This is a genomic window from Streptomyces boninensis, assembly GCF_048572725.1.
Classification (GTDB): domain Bacteria; phylum Actinomycetota; class Actinomycetes; order Streptomycetales; family Streptomycetaceae; genus Streptomyces; species Streptomyces boninensis.
In genome coordinates, this window is sequence record NZ_CP183837.1 from 4,351,645 (window position 1) to 4,371,884 (window position 20,240).

At 70.0% G+C, this 20,240-nt stretch carries 15 protein-coding genes; 9 read left to right on the top strand and 6 right to left on the bottom strand.

The features are described from left to right. Window positions 1–81 precede the first annotated feature (81 nt). The 4 genes from ACNNMR_RS19690 to ACNNMR_RS19705 all read left to right on the top strand — a co-directional run bounded on the left by ACNNMR_RS19690 (window position 82) and on the right by ACNNMR_RS19705 (window position 4,063). Window positions 82–1,083 carry a FecCD family ABC transporter permease gene (locus ACNNMR_RS19690; RefSeq protein WP_419995953.1) on the top strand — a complete coding sequence of 334 codons (1,002 nt, stop codon included), beginning with the start codon at window positions 82–84 and terminating at the stop codon, window positions 1,081–1,083. 64 nt (window positions 1,084–1,147) lie between these two features. Beyond that, window positions 1,148–2,224: a FecCD family ABC transporter permease gene (locus ACNNMR_RS19695; RefSeq protein WP_419995954.1), complete on the top strand. Its 1,077-nt coding sequence runs from the start codon at window positions 1,148–1,150 to the stop codon at window positions 2,222–2,224. Beyond that, a complete protein-coding gene (locus ACNNMR_RS19700) occupies window positions 2,221–3,048 on the top strand; it encodes an ABC transporter ATP-binding protein (protein ID WP_419995955.1) in 828 nt (275 codons plus the stop codon). Before ACNNMR_RS19695 ends, ACNNMR_RS19700 begins: the two co-directional genes overlap by 4 nt. A gap of 31 nt (window positions 3,049–3,079) precedes the next feature. Then, window positions 3,080–4,063, top strand: coding sequence for an ABC transporter substrate-binding protein (locus tag ACNNMR_RS19705; protein WP_419995956.1), 984 nt, complete (start codon window positions 3,080–3,082; stop codon window positions 4,061–4,063). Here the strand turns inward: ACNNMR_RS19705 and ACNNMR_RS19710 are convergent, their stop codons facing one another. After that, window positions 4,064–5,095 (bottom strand): hypothetical protein, encoded by a 1,032-nt coding sequence (locus tag ACNNMR_RS19710; RefSeq protein ID WP_419995957.1) that lies wholly within the window; start codon window positions 5,093–5,095, stop codon window positions 4,064–4,066. A 182-nt stretch (window positions 5,096–5,277) separates the two neighbouring features. Between ACNNMR_RS19710 and ACNNMR_RS19715 the strand changes: the two genes are divergently transcribed. From ACNNMR_RS19715 to ACNNMR_RS19725, 3 genes are all read left to right on the top strand, one after another. Further along, window positions 5,278–7,776, top strand: a complete 2,499-nt coding sequence (locus ACNNMR_RS19715; protein ID WP_419995958.1) for a helicase C-terminal domain-containing protein — start codon at window positions 5,278–5,280, stop codon at window positions 7,774–7,776. Window positions 7,777–7,878: 102 nt separating this feature from the next. Next, complete coding sequence (locus ACNNMR_RS19720) at window positions 7,879–9,528, top strand: DNA repair helicase XPB (protein ID WP_419995959.1); 1,650 nt, start codon at window positions 7,879–7,881, stop codon at window positions 9,526–9,528. A 117-nt stretch (window positions 9,529–9,645) separates the two neighbouring features. Next, a complete protein-coding gene (locus tag ACNNMR_RS19725; RefSeq protein ID WP_419995960.1) occupies window positions 9,646–10,242 on the top strand; it encodes a Uma2 family endonuclease in 597 nt (198 codons plus the stop codon). Window positions 10,243–10,248: 6 nt separating this feature from the next. Here ACNNMR_RS19725 and ACNNMR_RS19730 read toward each other — a convergent pair whose 3' ends face one another. The 3 genes from ACNNMR_RS19730 to ACNNMR_RS19740 form a co-directional block, all read right to left on the bottom strand. Then, window positions 10,249–10,653 carry a hypothetical protein gene (locus tag ACNNMR_RS19730; protein ID WP_419995961.1) on the bottom strand — a complete coding sequence of 135 codons (405 nt, stop codon included), beginning with the start codon at window positions 10,651–10,653 and terminating at the stop codon, window positions 10,249–10,251. Between the two features lie 71 nt (window positions 10,654–10,724). Beyond that, the gene (locus ACNNMR_RS19735; protein WP_419995962.1) at window positions 10,725–10,922 is read right to left on the bottom strand and encodes a hypothetical protein; all 198 of its coding nucleotides are present in this window, start codon (window positions 10,920–10,922) and stop codon (window positions 10,725–10,727) included. 187 nt (window positions 10,923–11,109) lie between these two features. Then, on the bottom strand, window positions 11,110–11,436 hold the full coding sequence (locus ACNNMR_RS19740; RefSeq protein WP_419995963.1) for a hypothetical protein: 327 nt from the start codon (window positions 11,434–11,436) through the stop codon (window positions 11,110–11,112). Window positions 11,437–11,666: 230 nt separating this feature from the next. On the opposite strand from ACNNMR_RS19740, the gene ACNNMR_RS19745 reads away from it, so the two are divergent. Then, a complete protein-coding gene (locus ACNNMR_RS19745) occupies window positions 11,667–13,739 on the top strand; it encodes a HelD family protein (protein ID WP_419995964.1) in 2,073 nt (690 codons plus the stop codon). A 4-nt stretch (window positions 13,740–13,743) separates the two neighbouring features. Here ACNNMR_RS19745 and ACNNMR_RS19750 read toward each other — a convergent pair whose 3' ends face one another. Then, complete coding sequence (locus ACNNMR_RS19750; RefSeq protein ID WP_419995965.1) at window positions 13,744–14,754, bottom strand: hypothetical protein; 1,011 nt, start codon at window positions 14,752–14,754, stop codon at window positions 13,744–13,746. Continuing rightward, entirely contained in the window at window positions 14,736–15,374 is a 639-nt protein-coding gene (locus tag ACNNMR_RS19755) for a hypothetical protein (RefSeq protein ID WP_419995966.1), read from the bottom strand. The genes ACNNMR_RS19750 and ACNNMR_RS19755 overlap by 19 nt, the downstream gene beginning before the upstream one ends. Window positions 15,375–15,691: 317 nt before the next feature. On the opposite strand from ACNNMR_RS19755, the gene ACNNMR_RS19760 reads away from it, so the two are divergent. Next, window positions 15,692–20,236: an RHS repeat-associated core domain-containing protein gene (locus tag ACNNMR_RS19760; RefSeq protein WP_419995967.1), complete on the top strand. Its 4,545-nt coding sequence runs from the start codon at window positions 15,692–15,694 to the stop codon at window positions 20,234–20,236. Window positions 20,237–20,240: the final 4 nt, after the last annotated feature.

Below are 20,240 nucleotides of genomic sequence, written 5' to 3' on the forward strand. Positions count from 1 at the left end.
AAGAGCGCTTAGACTGCTTAGCCAAGCCTTACCTAGCCCGCCCACCCGCCTCATCAGCCCAGTTCGTGAAGGACGTACGGAATGCGCACCCTGCGCGCCCGCCGCATCGGCTGGCTCCTCGCCGGCACCGCGGCCGTCGTCTTCGCGGCGCTGCTGAGCCTCGCGGTGGGCAGCCGGGCGATCGCGCCGAGCGCGGTGTGGGACGCGCTGCTGCACGGGGGCGGGAGTGAGGCGGCGCAGATCGTACGGACGATGCGGCTGCCGCGGACGCTGGTCGGGATCATGGTCGGCGCGGCGCTCGGCCTGGCCGGCTGCGTGCTGCAGGGCCTCACCCGTAACCCGATCGCCGAGCCGGGCATCCTCGGCGTCAGCCAGGGCGCGTCCGTGGGCGTGGTGATGGCGATCGCGTACGCCGATGTGCACTCCCTCTCCGGGTACGTGTGGTTCGCCTTCGTGGGCGCCGCGGCGGCGTCGGTGGCGGCGTACGCGATCGCGGCGAGCGGGCGCGACGGGGCGTCGCCGGTGAAGCTCGCACTGGGCGGTGCGGCGATCAACGCGCTGCTGACGGCGGTGGTCGCGGCCGTGCTGACGACGAAGTCGGCGGCGCTGGACGAGTTCCGCTTCTGGCAGGTCGGCTCGCTGCAGGGCCGGGATGCGGAGATCGCCGGGCAGGTCTGGCCGTTCCTGGTCGTCGGCCTCGTGATGGTGCTGGCGGTGGCCCGCGGCCTGGACGCGCTGGCCCTGGGCGACGACGTGGCGACGGGCCTCGGCCAGAACGTGCCCGCGATCCGGATCATCGGCGGCCTGGGCGCGACGGTGCTGGTGGGCGCGGGGGTCGCTGCCGCTGGGCCGATCGCCTTCGTGGGCTTGGCGGTGCCGCACCTCGCCCGCGCGATGGTGGGCACGGCCCACCGCTGGCTGCTGCCCATGGCCGCGCTCCTCGGCCCCGTGGTCCTCCTGATCTCCGACGTCATCGGCCGCATCCTCTTCCCGCCCTCGGAGGTCCCGGCCGGCGTCATGACGGCCCTGATCGGCGTCCCGTTCCTGGTGGCCCTGGTACGGCGGAAGGCGGTGGCCGCATGACCGGCAGCTCTTCCCACCCGCCCGCCCGTTGCTGTCTTCGCGCACAGGTGAGGGGGTCGTCGTCGTGACCGGTGCCCCCGTCGCCGCCGCCGCGCGGCCGGCCACCCGCCCCGCCGGCTACGGCCTGCTCCGCCGCAACCGCGCCTCGTTCCTCATCCACCGCCGCGCCACGGCAGTCGCGCTCGCCCTCGCCCTCCTCACCGCCACCGCCGCCGTCATCTCCCTCTCCGTCGGCGAGACCTGGGTCGCCCCGGGCGACGTCCTCCAGGTCGTCCTCGGCCAGGACAACCCCAACGAACTCGTCGTCGGCACCCTCCGCCTCCCCCGCCTGGTCACCGGCCTCCTCGTCGGCCTGGCCTTCGGCCTCGCCGGCGCGCTCATCCAGACCGTCGCCCGCAACCCCCTCGCCAGCCCGGACATCATCGGCGTCTCCCAGGGCGCGAGCGCCCTCACCGTGGGCGCGATGACGTACGGCATCGGCTCGTACGCCGTCCTCCCCTGGCTCTCCGTCACCGGCGGCCTGGTCGCCGCCGCGCTCGTGTACGTCTTCGCCTGGCGCGGCGGCCTGCACGCCGCCCGCTTCGTGCTCATCGGCATCGGCTTCGCCGTCGCGCTGAAGTCCGTCACCCAGCTCTTCCTCACCAAGGGCGACGCACTGATGGCCCAGCAGGCCAAGGTGTGGCTGACCGGCTCGCTCAACGGCCGCGGCTGGGACGCCTCCCGCCCGCTCCTCTGGACGCTGCTGATCGCGCTCCCCTTCCTCCTCTGGGCGGCCCGCGCACAGCGCACGGTCACGCTCGACGACGACACCGCGACCGCCCTCGGCGTCCGCCTGAACCGCACCCGCCTCGGCCTCATCCTGCTCGGCGTCGTGCTCGCTTCGGTCGCCACCGGCGCCGCCGGCCCGGTGGACTTCGTCGCGCTCCTAGCACCCCAGATCGCCCGCCGCCTCACCCGCACCGCGCAGATCCCGCTGCTGTCATCGGCGCTGATGGGGGCGCTGATCGTCACGCCGGCCGACATCCTCGCGCGCAAGCTCTTCGCCCCCACAGAACTGCCCGTCGGCGTGCTGACGGCGGCGATCGGGGCGCCGTACCTGATGTGGCTCATCGTCAGGAGCCGTACCGGAGGCAAGGCATGACGCCCTCTTCTGCGACCGACACCCGCCTGGCCGCCCGCGGCCTCACCCTCGCGTACGACGAACGGGTCGTGGTCGAGGACCTGGACCTCGACATCCCGGACGGCAGGGTCACCGTGGTCGTCGGCCCGAACGGCTGCGGCAAGTCCACCCTGCTGCGCGCCCTCGGTCGCCTCCTGAAGCCGCGCGGCGGCTCCGTGCTCCTCGACGGCCGCGAGCTTGCCGCCCTCCCCACCAAGCAGATCGCCCGCACCGTCGGCCTCCTCCCGCAGTCCCCGACCGCCCCCGAGGCCATCACCGTCGCCGACCTGGTGGCCCGCGGCCGCCAGCCGCACCAGAGCTGGTGGCAGCAGTGGTCGGAGGCGGACGAGCGCGCGGTCGGGGAGGCCATGGCGCATACGGACATCACCGACCTCGCCGAGCGCCCCGTGGACGAGCTCTCCGGCGGCCAGCGCCAGCGCGTCTGGATCGCCATGGCCCTCGCCCAGGACACCGACCTGCTCCTGCTCGACGAGCCGACGACCTATCTCGACATCTCCCACCAGGTCGAGGTCCTCGACCTGGTCCGGCAGCTCGCCGTCCCCGGCGAGCGCCGCCCGCACGGCCGTACGGTCGTCGCCGTCCTCCACGACCTCAACCAGGCCGCCCGCTATGCCGATCACCTTGTTGCGATGAAGTCCGGCCGGATCGTCGCCGAGGGCCCGCCCAGCAAGGTCGTCACGCCCGACCTGATGCGCGAGGTCTTCGGCCTCGACGCCGTCATCGTGGACGACCCCGTCACCGGCGGCCCGCTGGTCGTCCCCGGCCGCCCCTGGCACGCCCAGTAATTCCCCGTCCCCTCGGAAAGGCCCGCACCCGATGCTCCGCACCCCCGCCCGCCGCCGCAGCCTTACCGCGGCCGCCCTCGCCACCACCGCCGCCGTCACCCTCGCGGCCTGCGGCTCCGACTCGGACTCCGGTTCCGAGAAGGCGGACTCCGCCACCCACACCATCAAGACCGCGATGGGCGACGTGAAGGTCCCCACCGACCCGCAGCGCGTAGTCGTCCTCGACACCCCGGAGCTGGACTCGGCCATCACCCTCGGCGTGAAGCCGGTGGGCGCCGTCCGCGCCGACGTCGAGTCGAAGTTCCTCAACTACCTGCCGAAGGACCAGGTCGAGGGCATCAAGGACGTCGGCACCATCGGCAACCCCAACCTGGAGACCATCGCCGGGCTCAAGCCCGACCTGATCCTGTCGAGCAAGTTCCGCGACGGCCAGCGCTACGACCAGCTCAAGGAGATCGCCCCCACGGTGTTCGCCGAGGAGGTCGGCGCCCCGTGGAAGGAGAACTTCGACCTGCACGCCAAGGCGCTCGGCAAGGAGGACGAGGCCAAGACGGTCGTAGCCGACTACGACAAGCACGTGGGCCAGGTCACCAAGGCCCTCGGCGGCCCGGCCAAGGCCAAGGACACCACGGTCAACGTCCTCCGCTTCATGGAGGGCATGGACACCCGGATCTACGCCGACAAGAACTACATCGGCACCATCCTCCAGGACGTCGGCGTAGGCCGCCCGGCCGCCATCATCAAGGAGGCCGACAAGGGCGAACGCCCCGGCTTCACCGTCGAGGTCAGCCCCGAACAGCTCGACAAGGCCGACGCGGACGCCATCTTCTACACCTCGTACGGCTCCACCGCGAAGTCCGGCGAGGCCAAGGCCCTCAAAAGCCCGCTCTGGAAGAACATGAAGGCCGTCAAGGACAACAAGGCCTTCCACGTCAACGACGAACTCTGGATGCAGGGCATCGGCTACACCGCCGCCGCCAAGATCCTCGACGAAATGCAGAAGGACCTGGCGTAATCACCGCAGCTGTCGCCTCGCCCGCCAGAACAACAACGCGGCCGAGGCGACAGCCGCCACCCGCACCGCCCACGGCAGCGAGTCCATCAGCGCGGCATTGAACCGCTCCTCGGCCAACGGCTCCCCCCACCGCCCATCGGCCCGCCCCCACAGCCACACCAGCATCCCCACGGCAACCGTCCCCGGCACCCCGAAGACAACGACCTTCACCTCGCCCCGCGACAACCGCCGCGACGCGTAAACCAGCAGCCAGCCGATCACCAACACCACCCACACCCCGGTGACGGTGCCGGCCAGCAGGCAGAGGATGGCAAGGAGTTCGAGCGGCCCGACACTCCGGAGAATCTGTACGACAGGACGAGCACGCCCCCCGTAGTCCTCCGCCTCCTCGTATTCCTCTTCCTCGTCGCCCTCTTCGTCGTCGTCCTCCTCCGCGGCCCGCTGCTTCCGCAGCTTGACGGGCTCGTCACCCTCCTTCGGCGGCGGCCGCAGAATCTCGGGCACCGTGATGCCACCGGTGAACCCCGGGACCGTATCGCCGACCCCCTGCCCCGGCATCGCATCCAGCGGCCCGGCCTCGACCCGCCACCAGTCGGGCCCGGCGTCCCCGTGGTCGAGTTCGTCCTCCCCGGCCAGATGAGGCGGCGAGGCGGCGGTGCTACGGGGCGGCTCCGCGGGCCGCGCGTCGGACCTGCACGGCCGAGGCACCTTGGGCATCTTCACGGAGAAGCCGCGCCCCGAGGGCTGCGGCTGAGCCGCCACATCCGGCACACCGACGGACGGATCCTCGGCAATGGCATCCACCACCGACCCAGGACTGCCGAACCGCTTCAGGATCCGCTTGACCTGATCCGCGCTCTGCGCCCCCTCCGCGGCCCGCACCCGATCAATATTCGCCCGCAACTCCGTCACCAGCCGCATCCGCTGCGCCGACGACAGCGCGCGCTGCTGCGCGATGTCACCCACCTTGCTCAGATAGTCGTAAACGAGCTGATCGCTCTCGATACCCACCCGATACCCCTGCAGCAGCACGCTGTTGGCTTACGCGTCGACCGTACCGGAGCGAGAGCCCACCAAGCTTGATCCATCCCCCCGGGAGGAGGAACTCTGCCCGGCCCACCCACCAATCAAGCCCGTCCGGCGCTTGAGGACATCCGTGGCGAAGCCACAGGATGCCCGCGGCCACCACGCCGCGCCCCGGTACGGTAGGCAGAATGACCACCGGCGCCCCCCGAACCCTCGCCGAGGACCTCCGCGCTCGCCCCGACGACGCCCTCGCGGACCTCCTCCACCTGCGCCCCGACCTGCTCTCCCCGGTCCCGAACGACATCACCCAGCTCGCCACCCGCGCAGGAACCCGCGCCTCCGTCCTCCGCGCCGTCGAACGCCTCGACCGCTTCGCCCTCCAGACCGCCGAGGCCCTGGCGGTGGCCCAGGACCCCTGCCCGTACGAAACCCTCGACGCCCTCATGGCAGGCGAGGACAAGGCGCCCGACGTGTCGGACGCGCTCCCCGGCGCCGTAAGGCGCCTCCGCGCTCGCGCCCTCGTCTGGGGCCCGGAAGAGTCCGGCGTACTGCACCTGGTCCGCACCGCCCGCGAACTCCTCTCCCCACCCTCAGGCGGCCCTCCACCCCCCACCGGCCTGGGCCCTCCAGTCACCGACGCAGCCGCCGGCATGTCCCCCATCCGCCTCCAGCAGCTCCTGGAGTCCACCGGCCTCCCGCCCACCCACGACGGCGTCTCGGCAGCCACCGCCCTGGCCGCCCTCTTCAGCGACCGCCCCCGCATGGAGGCCCTGCTCGCCTCCGCCCCGCCCGAATCGGCAGAGCTCCTCGACCGCCTCGTCTGGGGCCCGCCGTACGGCACCGTCTCCGCCTCGCCCGCCCACCCGGTCCGCTGGCTCCTCGACCGGGGCCTGCTCCTCCCCACCGCCCCCGGCCACGTCGTACTGCCCCGCGAGGCAGCCCTCCACCTCCGCGGCGGCCGCGCCCACCGCACGGTGGACCCGCTCCCGCCCCAGGTCACGGCCGCGTACGAACACAAGCCGGCCACAGTCGACGCCACGGCCGCGGGCCAGGCCCTCCTGGCCCTGGACGCCATAAACGACCTGCTCACCACCTGGGCGTCCCAGCCCCCATCCGTACTCCGCGCCGGCGGCCTGGCCGTACGCGACCTGAAGCGCACCGCGGTCTCGCTGGACTGCGCCGAGCCGACCGCCGCCTTCTGGGTCGAACTCGCCTTCGCCGCGGGCCTGGTGGCCTCCGACGGCGAGGCCGACGAGCGCTATGCGCCCACCCCCGCGTACGACGACTGGCAGCGCCTCCCCGCCGAGCGCCGCTGGGCCTCGCTCGCCGCCGCCTGGCTGACCGCCACCCGCGTCCCCGGCCTGATCGGCGGCCGCGACACGAAGGGCCGCGCCCTGTCGGCCCTCGGCGACGGCCTCGACCGCGGCGCCGCACCGGAGGTCCGCCGCCGCGTCCTCACCCTCCTCACCGACCTCCCCGAGGGCACGGCCGCGGACCACACGGCGCTGCTGGCCCGCCTCCGCTGGGAGCGCCCCCTCCGCCATGGCGACCCGACGGACGACGACCACCAAGACCTTCGTACGAGGCTGGCCCAATGGGCGCTGACCGAGGCGGAGTTGCTCGGCGTTACGGCCCGCGGCGCCCTCTCGTCACCGGGCCGCGCCGTCCTGGGCGGGCCGGGTACGCCGAGCCCCACCCTCACCTCCACCGAGCTGGCCACCGCCACCGAGGCGGCGGCCCGCACCCTCGCCCCTCTCCTCCCCGAGCCCCTCGACCACGTCCTCCTCCAGGCAGACCTGACCGCCGTGGCCCCCGGCCCCCTCCAGCGCCCCCTCGCCGAGACGCTCGGCGTCCTGGCGGACATCGAGTCCAAGGGCGGCGCCACGGTCTACCGCTTCACCCCCGCCTCGGTCCGCCGCGCCCTGGACGCGGGCAAGGCGGCCGCGGAGCTGCACGATTTCCTCGCGGCCCACTCCCGCACCCCGGTCCCGCAGCCCCTCACGTACCTGATCGACGACGTGGCCCGCAAACACGGCCAGCTGCGCATCGGCGCGGCCTCCTCATACGTCCGCTGCGACGACGACACCCTCCTGTCCGAGATCCTCGCCGACCGCCGCTCATCAGGCCTCCGCCTGCGCCGCCTGGCCCCGGCGATCCTGGTCTCGCAAACAGCCCCGGACATCCTCCTGGAGCGCCTGCGCGAGATGGGTTACGCCCCCGCCGCCGAGTCCGCGGAAGGCGACGTCCTGATCGCCCGCACCACCGCCCACCGCACCCCACCCCGCACCGCCCCGTCCCCGGTCCCGGACGGCCCCCCACCCCCGGACGGCACCCTCCTCACAGCGGCAGTCCGCGCCATCCGCGCAGGCGACCACGCGGCCACGGCGCCACACCGCAAGCCGGAGCCCGTACCGGCATCGTCATCAGCCTCGGCATCGGCGTCCGCGAACGGCTCCCTCCCCCGCGGCACCGCAGCCGACACCCTCGCCACCATGCAGTCCGCGGTCCTCTCAGGCGAGGCCCTATGGATCGGCTACGTCAACGCCGACGGCGCCGCCAGCCAACGCGTCATCGCCCCCATAAAGGTCGAGGGCGGCTTCGTCACGGCGTACGACCACACGGCGGACGAGGTCCGGACGTATCCGCTGCACCGGATCACCGGCGTGGCAGAGCTGGACGAGGCCTGATCACCCGCCCGCGCCACCGCGCATGCGGCACACTGGACGTTTGGCCGTGATGACCGGCTCCGCCAGGGGAGGGTCCGGCCGCCCGTCAGGGAAGGGTGCAGTGTGAACGGACCACTCATCGTCCAGAGCGACAAGACGCTCCTGCTCGAAGTCGACCATGAGCTCGCCGACGACTGCCGTCGCGCCATCGCGCCCTTCGCCGAGCTGGAGCGCGCGCCCGAGCACATCCACACGTATCGCGTCACGCCGCTCGGTCTGTGGAACGCCCGCGCCGCCGGGCACGACGCCGAGCAGGTGGTGGACGCCCTCGTCCAGTACAGCCGCTATCCCGTCCCGCACGCCCTCCTCATCGACGTGGCCGAGACGATGGCGCGCTACGGCCGCCTGACCCTCACCAAGCACCCGACCCACGGTCTTGTCCTCAGCACCACCGACCGTCCGGTCCTCGAGGAGATCCTCCGCTCCAAGCGCATCCAGCCGCTGGTCGGCGCCCGCCTCGACCCCGACACCGTCGCCGTGCACCCGTCCGAGCGCGGCCAGATCAAGCAGACGCTGCTGAAGCTGGGCTGGCCGGCCGAGGACCTCGCCGGTTACGTGGACGGCGAGGCGCACCCGATCGAGCTGGACGAGAGCACCTGGTCGCTGCGCCCGTACCAGAAGCAGGCGGTCGAGGGCTTCTGGCACGGCGGCTCCGGCGTCGTGGTCCTGCCCTGCGGCGCGGGCAAGACGCTGGTCGGCGCCGGGGCGATGGCGGAGGCCAAGGCCACCACCCTCATCCTCGTCACCAACACCGTCTCCGCCCGCCAGTGGAAGAGCGAGCTGATCAAGCGGACGTCGCTCACCGCGGACGAGATCGGCGAGTACAGCGGGCAGAAGAAGGAGATCCGCCCGGTCACCATCGCCACGTACCAGGTGGTGACGACGAAGCGGAAGGGCATCTTCCCGCACCTGGAGCTCTTCGACTCCCGCGACTGGGGCCTGATCGTCTACGACGAGGTGCACCTGCTCCCGGCCCCGGTGTTCAAGTTCACGGCGGACCTGCAGGCGCGCCGGCGCCTCGGCCTGACGGCGACGCTGGTCCGGGAGGACGGCCGCGAGTCGGACGTCTTCTCGCTGATCGGCCCCAAGCGCTTCGACGCGCCGTGGAAGGAGATCGAGGCGCAGGGGTATATCGCGCCGGCGGACTGCGTGGAGGTACGGGTCAATCTGACGGACTCGGAGCGGCTGGCGTACGCGACGGCGGAGACCGAGGAGAAGTACCGCTTCTGCGCGACGACGGCGACGAAGCAGAAGGTCGCCGAGGCCCTGGTCGCCAAGCACAAGGGCGAGCAGACCCTCGTCATCGGCCAGTACATCGACCAGCTCGACGAGCTGGGCGAGCACCTGGACGCCCCGGTGATCAAGGGCGAGACGACCAACGCCGTCCGCGAAAAGCTCTTCAACGCCTTCCGGGAAGGCGAGATCAGCGTCCTGGTGGTGTCCAAGGTCGCCAACTTCTCCATCGACCTCCCAGAAGCCACGGTCGCCATCCAGGTCTCCGGCACCTTCGGCTCCCGCCAGGAGGAAGCCCAGCGCCTCGGCCGGGTGCTGCGGCCGAAGGAGGACGGCCACGAGGCACGCTTCTACTCGGTGGTGGCGCGCGACACGATCGACCAGGATTTTGCGGCGCATCGGCAGCGGTTCCTGGCGGAGCAGGGGTATGCGTATCGGATCGTGGATGCGGATGACTTGCTGGCGGGGGAGGAGGCGTAGGCGCAGGCGCAGGCGTCAACGCGAACGGCTCGGTCGCCGGTTCGAGTGGCGAATTGGGCGTTCACTCTGGGTAGCCTTGCCCTATTGGCGAGACTCCGTCGTATGGGAGCACTAGCAATGAGCGTTGCCCCGGAGCACGCAGAGCCTCCGCAGCCAAAGCGGATCTGGCCGACTCCACCCCCAGAGGGTTGGACGGCCGACGACCTGGACACGCTCCCCGACTTGCCTCCGCATACGGAGCTAATCGACGGGAGTCTCGTCTTCGTGAGCCCGCAGACCGAGTTTCACCAGCTGGCGATGCGCATTCTGGAGCGCGGACTGCTGCGCACCATCCCTGACGATCTCGATGTTCGCCGGGAAATGACCATCCTGATCGACCCCAAACAGCGACCAGAGCCGGATCTGATCGTGATCCGCGCCGATACAGTCACCGGGCCCGAGGTGACCAAGTACCCGGCCGATGGCGTTGTGCTGGCCGTCGAGGTTGTCTCTGCGGACTCCGAGGACAGGGACAGGGAAACCAAGCCGTTGAAGTACGCAAAGGCGGGGATTCAGCACTTCTGGCGGGTGGAGAACGTGCGTGGCAAGCCCGCGGTCTTCGTCTTCGAACTGGACCCGGCCACGAAGACCTACGTGACCACGGGCGTCCACCACGACCGCCTCAAGCTCAGCGTCCCGTACGACATCGATATCGACCTGAATGCCACCCGCTGACGCCGCTCACACCGCCGGAGGCAGGTCGATCAGCAGGGCGTAGGCGGTGACGAGGGCCGCCGGGGCAAGGAAGGACAGCAGGATCCGGACGGCGTGGGCGCGGCGCCAGGGGGTCAGGAGCCAGGCCAGGACGAGCGGCGCCGGTGCGAGCCGCCAGGCCCACCACAGGCGGTCGATGGCGGCGTAGAGCTCGGTGCAGGGGGCCGGGTTGCACGGGTCTGTGGCGAAGACGGTCAGTGCGGCGAGGTAGAAGGCGACGCACCACAGCGGTAGGAAGACGAGGGTGCCCATCAGCGGGGCGAACCAGGGCTGGATGGGCGGTGGGGGGCCGTCGTAGAGGGCGTCGAGCTCGTCGTCGTCGAGGGCGTCGTCGTCAGGTACCGAGTCCTCAGATATGCCGGTCCTCTTCATGCCTCCAGCACACCGCGGGCCGGGGCGGCGCGGACAGCGTCCGCGCGCTCACCTCGGGCTGGTACGGGTACTCAGACCCGCCTGGCGTGATTGCCCTCGTGTTCCCCGTACTCGCCGAGCAGCACCACACTCACCGCCGCACCCGCGAAGACGCGGATGGCGCGGAAGGCGACGGCGGTGTGGTGGCGGGTCGCGCGGGCGGCGACGGTGGTGATCGGCGGGCTGTCGGAGACGGCCGCCGCGGGCTGGGTGACTGTCGCTGTACTCATGCTTCAAGAGTGCGTCTGAGCTGGGCTGAAAACGTCGGTCCCGGGGCGGAATCGCCCGGTCCCCGGCCTACGACCCAGGGCGCACCGGACCCCCTACGGGAGGAGGGGGCCACCCCTGAGACCAGCACGACGGCGGCGCGGCCGACTCGGGTCCGCGGACATCCACGTCACGTCGCGGACATCCACATCACGTCGCGGACATCCATATCACCATGATCAGCGCGACGTACCCCACCTGCGCCACGACCAGGGCAGCCGCCGCCGCACACAGCCCGATCCGCACCGGCCGGTGGCTGCGGCGAGGCGGCAGCACCCAGGCGAGGAGCAGCAGGGCGACCGGCAGCAGCAGCCCGATGCTTCCGAAGATCTGGCTGATGTACAGCAGGAAAGGAGCGCAGCCGATCGTCGTCGCGAGCGGCCCGACCCACCAGCGCTCGTGCGGCAGGTCGACGGAAGCGGCGGTGCCGGTGGGCGCGGTGGGCGCGGTCTGCGTGGCGTACGAGGTCGTCGTCATGGCCCCAGCCAAGCGCGGTGGGCGGCCGCTGCCATGGGTGCGGGTACTCAGTCATGGACCACACAGGTACTCACCGCTAATTCGTTGGACCCCACCCCCGCCGCCCCGTAAGATCGCGCGTCTGCCCCGCTCCCCGGTCGCCGTAGCCGGGGGTGCCGCCGGCCGGACGGAAACCGGTCGGGAGAGAACCACAAGACCCCCCCTTCTCCCACCGCCGGAGGCACTCACGCATGTCCAGACCCGCCGCCGACCCCGCTGATCCCCTCGAACGCGAGCGCGCCCACCTCGCGCAATCCCGCACCGCCCTGCGCGCCATGCGCGCCGACGTCGAGGCGCTCGACATCGCCGACGTCACCGCGAACTGGGTCAACGCCGAGGTCCTGCAGTCGCAGATCGACGAGCGCATCAAGGCCCTCGCCGACCTGTCCGACACCCCGCTCTTCTTCGGCCGCCTCGACTATCTCCACACCGTCGGCGCCGAGCAGGCGGAGGGCACGGCGGGCGAGAGCTTCTACATCGGGCGCCGCCACGTCCACGACGCCGACGGCGACCCGATGGTGATCGACTGGCGTGCGCCCGTATCGCAGCCCTTCTATCGCGCCTCCAAGACCGACCCCCTCGACGTAGCCCTCCGCCGCCGCTTCGGCTACGACCGCGGCGAGATCACGGCGTACGAGGACGAGCACCTCTCCGACCCCACCGAGGCCGCCAAGTCCTCCCAGCTGCTCCAGCGCGAGATCGAGAAGCCGCGCGTCGGCCCCATGCGCGACATCGTCGCCACCATCCAGCCCGAGCAGGACGCCCTCGTCCGCCAGGACATCGGCGGCACGGTCTGCGTGCAGGGCGCGCCCGGCACCGGCAAGACCGCCGTCGGTCTGCACCGCGTCGCGTTTCTCCTCTACGCCCACCGCGACCGCCTCGCCCGCACCGGCACCCTCGTCATCGGCCCGAACGACTCCTTCCTCCGCTACATCGAGCAGGTCCTCCCGGCCCTCGGCGAGCTGGCGGTCAAGCAGGCCACGGTCGGCGGCCTCATGGAGAAGGCCGCCCAGGTCGAGCTCCGCGGCACCGACTTCGCCGCCACCGCCGCCCTCAAGGGCGACGCGCGGATGGCCGAGGTGCTGCGCCGCGCCGTCCGCTCGGGCGTGGCCATGCCCACCGAGCCGGTCGTGGTCGTCCGCGGCTCGCGGCGCTGGCGGATCCCGGCGTACGAGCTCGAGGAGCTGGTGCAGGAGCTCCTCGACCGCGACATCCGTTACGGCGCCGCCCGCGACGCGCTGCCGCAGCGCATCGCGCACGCCGTGCTCGTACGGATGGAGCAGGCCGGCGAGGCCCCGGACGACCGCGTGCAGGACTCGGTGGCCCGTAACGCCGCCGTGAAGGCCGCGGTCAAGGCGTGCTGGCCGGCCGTCGACCCGGCGAAGCTGGTGCTGCGGCTGCTGTCGGACGCGGACTTTCTGGCCGCGCAGGCGGACGGGATCCTCACGCCCGAGGAGCAGAAGCTGCTGCTCTGGCAGAAGCCGGCGCGGAGCGTGAAGTCGGCGAAGTGGTCGGCCGCGGACGCCGTCCTGATCGACGAGGCCACGGACCTCGTCCAGCGGACGCCGTCCCTCGGTCACGTCGTCCTCGACGAGGCGCAGGACCTGTCGCCGATGCAGTACCGCGCGGTGGGGCGGCGCTGCTCCACCGGCTCCGCGACCGTGCTCGGCGACATCGCGCAGGGCACCACCCCGTGGGCCACGGCCAGCTGGGACGAGGCCCTCGCCCACCTGGGCAAGCCCGGCTCCCAGGTCGAGGAGCTCACCCAGGGCTTCCGCGTCCCGCGCCAGGTCATCGCGTACGCATCAAGGCTGCTGCCCACGATCGCGCCCGGGCTGGCCGAGGCCACATCCATCCGGGAGTCGGCGGGCGACCTGACGATCGAGCGGGTGGCGCCGGGCGAGCTGGACGAGGCCCTGGCACTGGCGTGCCTGGCGGCGCTGGAGAAGGAGGGCTCGATCGGCCTGATCGCGGCGGACGCGCGGCTGCCCGCGATCGCGAAGTCCCTGGAGGCGGCGGGCCTCCCGTACCTCTCGCCCGGCGAGGAGACCACGCAGGAGTCGCGGCTCACCCTGGTCCCGGCGTCGCTGGCGAAGGGCCTGGAGTACGACTACGTCGTCCTGGACGACCCGTCGGCGATCGTGGACGGCGAGCCGGACGAGCGGACGGGCCTGCGGCGGCTGTACGTGTGCCTGACGCGAGCGGTGTCGGGACTCGCGGTGGTGCACGCGGCGGGGCTGCCGGAGCGGCTGGCCGCCGCGTAGGTCCTCACCGCGTGACGGTCTGGACTTCCTTCACCGTGACGTCCTGCTCGTAGACAGTGGTGCCATTCGGCAGGGCGGGGTCGTCCTCGGGCGGGCCGTCCGGGCCGTCCGTCTGGTTCCAGGTCACCTTCCAGATGAGCTGCGCGGACAGCGGGTAGGTGCCATCTCTGGAGGAGCGCTGGTAGGTGACGTTGCACTCCTCGTCGGCGGAGTTGACCTGGTAACCGCCGCCGCCCTTCTCAAGGTCGTACGTGCAGCTGCGCGGCGCGGCGCTGTCGGTGCCGGCATCGATCTTCAGCTGGTACGGCTCGGCGACGGTGGTGGCGGCCATATCGATCCCGGCCTCGGGGATGTTGAGCGACGCAGTCGCCCAGGCCCGGTCCAGCTCCTTGCCGAACTTCACTTGCGTCGGAAGGTTCACCTTCTGCTTGTCGCCGGAAGGGCTGAGCCGCACGGGCGGCTTGGGCAGCTTGATGTGCTTGTACGCGAGTCCGGCGAGGATCTCCGGGTCGACGGTGCCCTCGGGTGGGTCGGGGTCACCCTCGGCCACCCAGACCCACAGCGTCGCGGTGTGGGGGCAGTCGGTCTCCATCATGGGAGTCCGCTCGTACCACATGCCCTTCTTGCCCTTGCGCGCGTCCGTCATATTCTTGCGATTCTCTGCAACCGAATCATCGCCCCAGAACTCGCCGTCTTCCTCCCATTTCTTGTTCTGCTTTTCGAGCTCCTCGTTGGTGTACCGGGGCTCAAACCAGCACTTCGGCGGGTCCCAGTTGGCGTCGGCACTGGCCATGGAGGTGCCGCTGGTCCCGGTCGAGCTCACCGAGTACTTGATCTTTGAAACCTTTGAGCCGATGCCGTCGCCGCCGCTGCTCGGCTCCGAATCATTCGGCCCTTCCTTGTCCTTGTTCCGCACGGCCTCAGCGCCGCCACCCGCGGCGAGGGGCAAGGCAACGGAAACCGTCAGCACCAGTGCGATGGAAGCGGCGCGGCGCCTCAGGCGAGCTGCTGGCATTCCTTGCTCCCTTCACGCCCCACGTACTCGACGACCTTCCACTGGCCACCCGCCTTCTCCATCGTCGTCAGCACTTCGATGAAGCCCTTCAGGCTGGGCGCGTTCCGGTACACCTTGCCCGTGCTCACATGCTTGTCGAACGCCTTGCTCTGATCCTCGCAATACGCCACCGCAGCACGGTTCCCCTTGACGGAGGTGACCTTGCGCGCGTAGAAGCGATCGACGCCCGTAATGGTGTCCCCTGCCTTCTTGTATTCCTTGAAGGACTGGTTCAGCTTCGCATTGGCCTGCGACGACCAGTACTGCTTGAAATTCTCGGTCGCCTCTGCCTTGGCCAGTGACTCCTGCATTGCCATCAGCGCGAACCCGTGATCCCGAAGGATCGCGTCCTTCGTCTTGTCCCCGGTCACGTCGTCCGACACCTCGACCTTGACATCCGACGGCAGATCGAACTTCGGCGCTCCGGCCTCAGCCGACGCACTCTTCGAAGGGGACGGGCTCTTGTCCGTGCCTTTGATCTCGTCCGACGCTTTGCCGTCGTCCCCACCGCCGCCACACCCGGCCAACAGCAGAGCCGCCGCGGCCGTCGCCGCCGCAGTCGTAGCGATACGCCCCATCATGGTGCGAGGTGTCCCTCCGTCGTCGTCCGGAGGCGCGCTCGCACGCAACCCCCGTCGTGCCCGAACGACGGTACCGGAGTGACCTGACGGGGTCGATGCGGACTGAGTAACCACAGAGTCACAAGCCGGTACGGCCTGCGGCACCGGGTCAAACCGGCAGGAACCATGCCTCCCTGTGACCACCGGGTGGTCACCACAAGACTGCCTTCACTCCCTTGAGCTACGGCGGCTACTGTTTCTCCTGGGCTTGAGGGTGACGATCGTCGAGTGCGTTTCGGGGGGTTGACGTGGCGGGCCATCGGCCGACGGACTGGCATGTGCTGGATCTCGACAAGGACCCGGTGCCGGGTGACCCGGAGCGGGTGAAGAAACTCGCCCGGGAACTGCACGACTTCGCAGAGGACGTCGGCACCGCACTGCGCCAGATCAAGAACATGGCGTCCGAGGACGCGGTGCAAAAATGGTCCGGGAAGTCGGCGAAGAAGTTCAAGGAACAGTTCGACGGCGTCCCCGGCAACCTCAAAAAACTGCGCACCTCCTACGACCTGGCCGGCGACGCCATCGCCGCCTACTGGCCGAAACTCGAACGCGCCCAGACCCTGTCCAACAAGGCCCTGGCCAAGGGCCGCGAGGCGAGGCAGGACCTGACCGCCGCCCAGGGCCGCCTCGACACCGCCCAGGACTGGGTGAAGACCGCCACCGCCAAAACCGAGAAGTACGACACCGCCAAGGGCGCCGACAAACCCGACGAGGCCCAGGTCCGGGCCGCCACCCGCAAGGCCCACGACGCCACCACCGCCCGCAACAACGCCCAAGGCGCCGTCGACACCGCACAAAACGCCCTCGACGCCGCCAAAGCCATGGCCCAAGAGGCCAAAGAGATCCGCGAAGAAGCAGCGAGGATCTGCAAGGACAAACTGGAGGACGCCTCCGACGCCGGCATCCAAAACCGCTCCTGGTGGGAGGAAGGCCTCGACTTCGTCTCCGACAACTGGGACGCCATCGTCACCGTCTGCAAAGTCATCGTCGCCGTCGTCGGCATCATCGCCATGATCGTCGGCGGCCCCATCCTCGCCGCCATCGTCGTCGTCGCCGCCATCATCGTCCTCGCCGACACCCTCACCAAATACGCCAACGGACAGGCCACCCTCTGGGACGTCGGCTTCGCCGCCCTCGACTGCATCCCCGGCCTCAAAGGCCTCACCACCCTCGCCGGCGCCGCCAAAGGCCTCAAAGGCGCAGCGGCAGCTCTGCGTTCCGGCGGGCTCCGCGGCGCCCTGCGCGGGGGCATGAATCTGCTGAAGAAGTCCAAGCCGGCGCTGGGCCGATGCAAGAACGGCGACCCGATCGACATGGTGTCCGGCGAAATGATCATGGAGGGCACCGACGTCGCATTGCCGGGTGTGCTGCCGCTGGTCATCGAGCGCATCCACATCTCCAGCTACCGATGGGGTCGCAGCTTCGGCCCGTCCTGGGCATCTACCCTTGATCAGCGTGTTGAACTAGATGCCGAGGGCGCCGTCTTCGCCACCGAGGACGGCATGCTGCTGTCTTATCCCACCCCCGAACCCGGTCGTCCGGTCATGCCCGTGGCCGGCCCACGCTGGCCGCTGGAATGGGACGGCACCCCGGGTGACGCGGTCACCATTCTCGATCCCGGCTCTGGCCTCACCCGCCGCTTCGCAGCGCCCCCGGCCGTAGCCGAAGAAGACGGTCATTTCGATGCGGAGGGACAGGTGACTCTGCTCCTTCAGTCGATTACCGATCGCAACGGCAATGAGATCACCTTCGCGTACGACGAGGCCGGCATGCCCGCCGCCGTACAGCACAGCGGCGGCTACCGGATCGCTGTCGACACCACTGACAACCGCGTCACCGGACTACGCCTGCTCAACACTGATGATGGCCCCGACGGCACCCAGCTTCTGCGCTACTCCTACGACGGCGAAAGTCTCGCCGAGATCTACAACTCCTCGGGCCGCCCTCTCCAGCTCACCTACGACGACGACAGCCGCATAACCTCCTGGACCGACCGCAACGGCTCCTGGTATCGCTTCACCTACGACGCCGAAGACCGCTGCATCGCCGGTGAAGGCAGCGACGGTATCCTCAGCTGCACCATCAGATACGACACCGACAGCAACACCACCCGCTACACGAACTCCCTCGGTAGCACAGTCACGTACCGGTACAACGAGCTGCTTCAGCTGGTTTCCACCACCAACGCACTCGGCAAGTCGGTCACCAATGAATGGGACAGCGACAACCGTCTGCTGTCCCACAGCGACGCCCTCGGCCACACGACCAGCTACACCTATGACACCGGCGGCAACATCTCGCGCATCACCCGCGCAGACGGCAGCGCCACCGAGGTCGCCTACGACGACCACGGCCTGCCCCGCCGGACCGTCGATGCGAACGGTGCGGTCTGGAGCCGCGAATACGACAGCCACGGCAACCTGACCGCCCTTACCGACCCCGCCGGCGCCACCACCGGCTACACCTACACATCTGGCGGCCACCTGAGCGCAGTCACCGACGCGCTGGGTAACACCACTCACGTGGAATGCAGTCCAGCCGGCCTTCCGGTGCAGGTCACCGACCCCCTGGGCGCAACCACGCGCTATGCCCGCGACGCCTTCGGTCGCCCAAGAAGCGTTATCGACCCCAACGAAGGGGTGACGAGTCTTGAGTGGACGGTCGAAGGACGGCCCGCGAGGCAGCAGCGGCCGGACGGGGCGGTGGAGTCATGGACGTACGACGGCGAGGGCAACTGCACGGCCCATACCGATGCCCTTGGCCAGACGACCAGCTTCGAATACCTCCACTTCGACCTGCTCACTGCCCGCACCGACCCCGACGGCACCCGCCACACCTTCAGCCACGACCGCGAACTGCGTCTCACCAAGGTCACCAACCCGCAGGGGCTGACCTGGGACTACGTTTATGACCCGGCCGGCCGATTGGCAGCGGAGACCGACTTCGACGACCGCACCATCGCCTACGGTCGGGACGACGCCGGTCGTACCATCACGCGCACCACGCCCCTCGGCGACACCATCCGGTTCACCCACGACCCGCTGGGCCGGATAACTGAGAAGGAGTCCGCGGGTCTCATCACCCGTTACGCATACGACTCCGCAGGGCGACTGCGCCGTGCCGCCGGCAGCGACCACGAGCTGACAATGGCTTACGACCAAGCAGGCCGCTTGGTGCAAGAGACAACCGACGGCCGCACAGTCCGGCACGACTACGACGCCCTGGGCCGACGCACCAAGCGCGTCACCCCGACGGGCACGACGACGGCATACGCCTACGACGCAGCCGGAAACCGCACTACGGTCACCACCGGCGGGCACACCCTCACTTCCGCCCACGACGGCATCGGCCGCGAGCTCCTGCGGACACTGGACAGCGGCGCCCTCACTCTCGCGTACGCCTGGGACGAAGCCGGGCGGCTCACCGAAACAGCCTTGGCGAACCGCGATGCCGCTCTGCGCACCCGCGCCTTCGTGTACCGCGACGACGGGTACCTCGCGGCTCAGGAGGACAGCCGCGATGGCCCCCGCCGCTACCGCCTGGATCCAGCCGGCCGAGTCACCGCTGTCACCGCTCGCGACTGGTCGGAGACCTACGCGTATGACTCCGCCGGCAATCAGACGGCCGCGACCTGGCCGGACGCCCACCCCGAGGCCGAAGCACGCGGCGAGCGGACCTACAACGGCACCCGAATCACCTCCGCCGGCAGCATCCGCTATGAGCACGACGCGGCAGGTCGTCTCGCCTTGCGGCAGAAGACCCGCCTCTCCAGCAAGCCGGACACCTGGCGCTATACCTGGGATGCGGAAGACCGGCTCACCCAGGTCACGACTCCCGACGGCACCCACTGGCGCTACACCTACGACCCGATGGGCCGCCGCACAGCAAAGCTCCGGATGGCGGCGGACGGCACCACGGTCGCCGAGCAGACCACCTTCACCTGGGACGGCTCGACCCTCATCGAGCAGACCACCACCGCGCCCGGAGTCCTCCCCCACCCGGTCATCACCACCTGGGAATACGCCGATCTCCACCCGATCGCACAGACGGAGCGTCGCCTTGACGTGGCGACACAGGAGGAGATCGATGCCCGGTTCTTCGCGATAGCCACCGACCTGGCCGGTACTCCTACCGAGCTGATCGACGAGAGCGGGGAGCTCGCCTGGCACACCCGCGCCACCCTGTGGGGCTCGACCACGTGGTCACGGCACAGCACCGCATACACCCCGCTCCGCTTCCCGGGGCAGTACAACGACCCGGAAACCGGCCTCCACTACAACCTGCACCGTCACTACGACCCTGCTACAGGGCGATATGCGTCGCCGGACCCTCTCGGGCTGGAGCCGGCCCTTAACCCAATGGCCTACGTGCACAATCCGCACCTGTGGGCGGATCCGCTCGGCCTGGCGCCCTGTACTGTCACGGTGTACAGAAAGCAAAGCGACCATCCGCTCAGCCAGCGGGTAAAGATCGGTCCGAACGGAGAGGTTTCCATCACAGGCAAAGGCCACCTGTATGTGAACATGAGCGGCGACATCCGCCACACCCGCGATTTCCGCTCTGCAGAAGAGGGATATCAGGAGATCGTGGCATTCGACGTGCCCAAATCGTATGTGGATCAGATCAGGCGCACCGCCGTCCCGCAACAGAACCCGCCAGGGCTCGGGTTCACCGATGACGAGTGGCGGCAGATGAAGAAAATAAGCCCCGAAATATCGGACCCCACAAAGGGTGACGACCTGTACGGCATCCCGAGGAGCATGCTCCCCGAGCTGCGCGATGCAATCATCCCAGGGTCCGGTAGAGTTGTCGAAAGCGGCTAGCGGA

What these genes read in the sequence shown, in the direction of transcription:
- ACNNMR_RS19705 (WP_419995956.1), top strand. Translation starts at nt 3,080, where the DNA reads ATGCTCCGCACCCCCGCCCGCCGCCGCAGCCTTACCGCGGCCGCCCTC.
- ACNNMR_RS19730 (WP_419995961.1), bottom strand. Translation starts at nt 10,653, where the DNA reads ATGAAGAGGACCGGCATATCTGAGGACTCGGTACCTGACGACGACGCC.
- ACNNMR_RS19715 (WP_419995958.1), top strand. Translation starts at nt 5,278, where the DNA reads ATGACCACCGGCGCCCCCCGAACCCTCGCCGAGGACCTCCGCGCTCGC.
- ACNNMR_RS19690 (WP_419995953.1), top strand. Translation starts at nt 82, where the DNA reads ATGCGCACCCTGCGCGCCCGCCGCATCGGCTGGCTCCTCGCCGGCACC.
- ACNNMR_RS19750 (WP_419995965.1), bottom strand. Translation starts at nt 14,754, where the DNA reads ATGCCAGCAGCTCGCCTGAGGCGCCGCGCCGCTTCCATCGCACTGGTG.
- ACNNMR_RS19740 (WP_419995963.1), bottom strand. Translation starts at nt 11,436, where the DNA reads ATGACGACGACCTCGTACGCCACGCAGACCGCGCCCACCGCGCCCACC.
- ACNNMR_RS19745 (WP_419995964.1), top strand. Translation starts at nt 11,667, where the DNA reads ATGTCCAGACCCGCCGCCGACCCCGCTGATCCCCTCGAACGCGAGCGC.
- ACNNMR_RS19755 (WP_419995966.1), bottom strand. Translation starts at nt 15,374, where the DNA reads ATGATGGGGCGTATCGCTACGACTGCGGCGGCGACGGCCGCGGCGGCT.
- ACNNMR_RS19700 (WP_419995955.1), top strand. Translation starts at nt 2,221, where the DNA reads ATGACGCCCTCTTCTGCGACCGACACCCGCCTGGCCGCCCGCGGCCTC.
- ACNNMR_RS19735 (WP_419995962.1), bottom strand. Translation starts at nt 10,922, where the DNA reads ATGAGTACAGCGACAGTCACCCAGCCCGCGGCGGCCGTCTCCGACAGC.
- ACNNMR_RS19725 (WP_419995960.1), top strand. Translation starts at nt 9,646, where the DNA reads ATGAGCGTTGCCCCGGAGCACGCAGAGCCTCCGCAGCCAAAGCGGATC.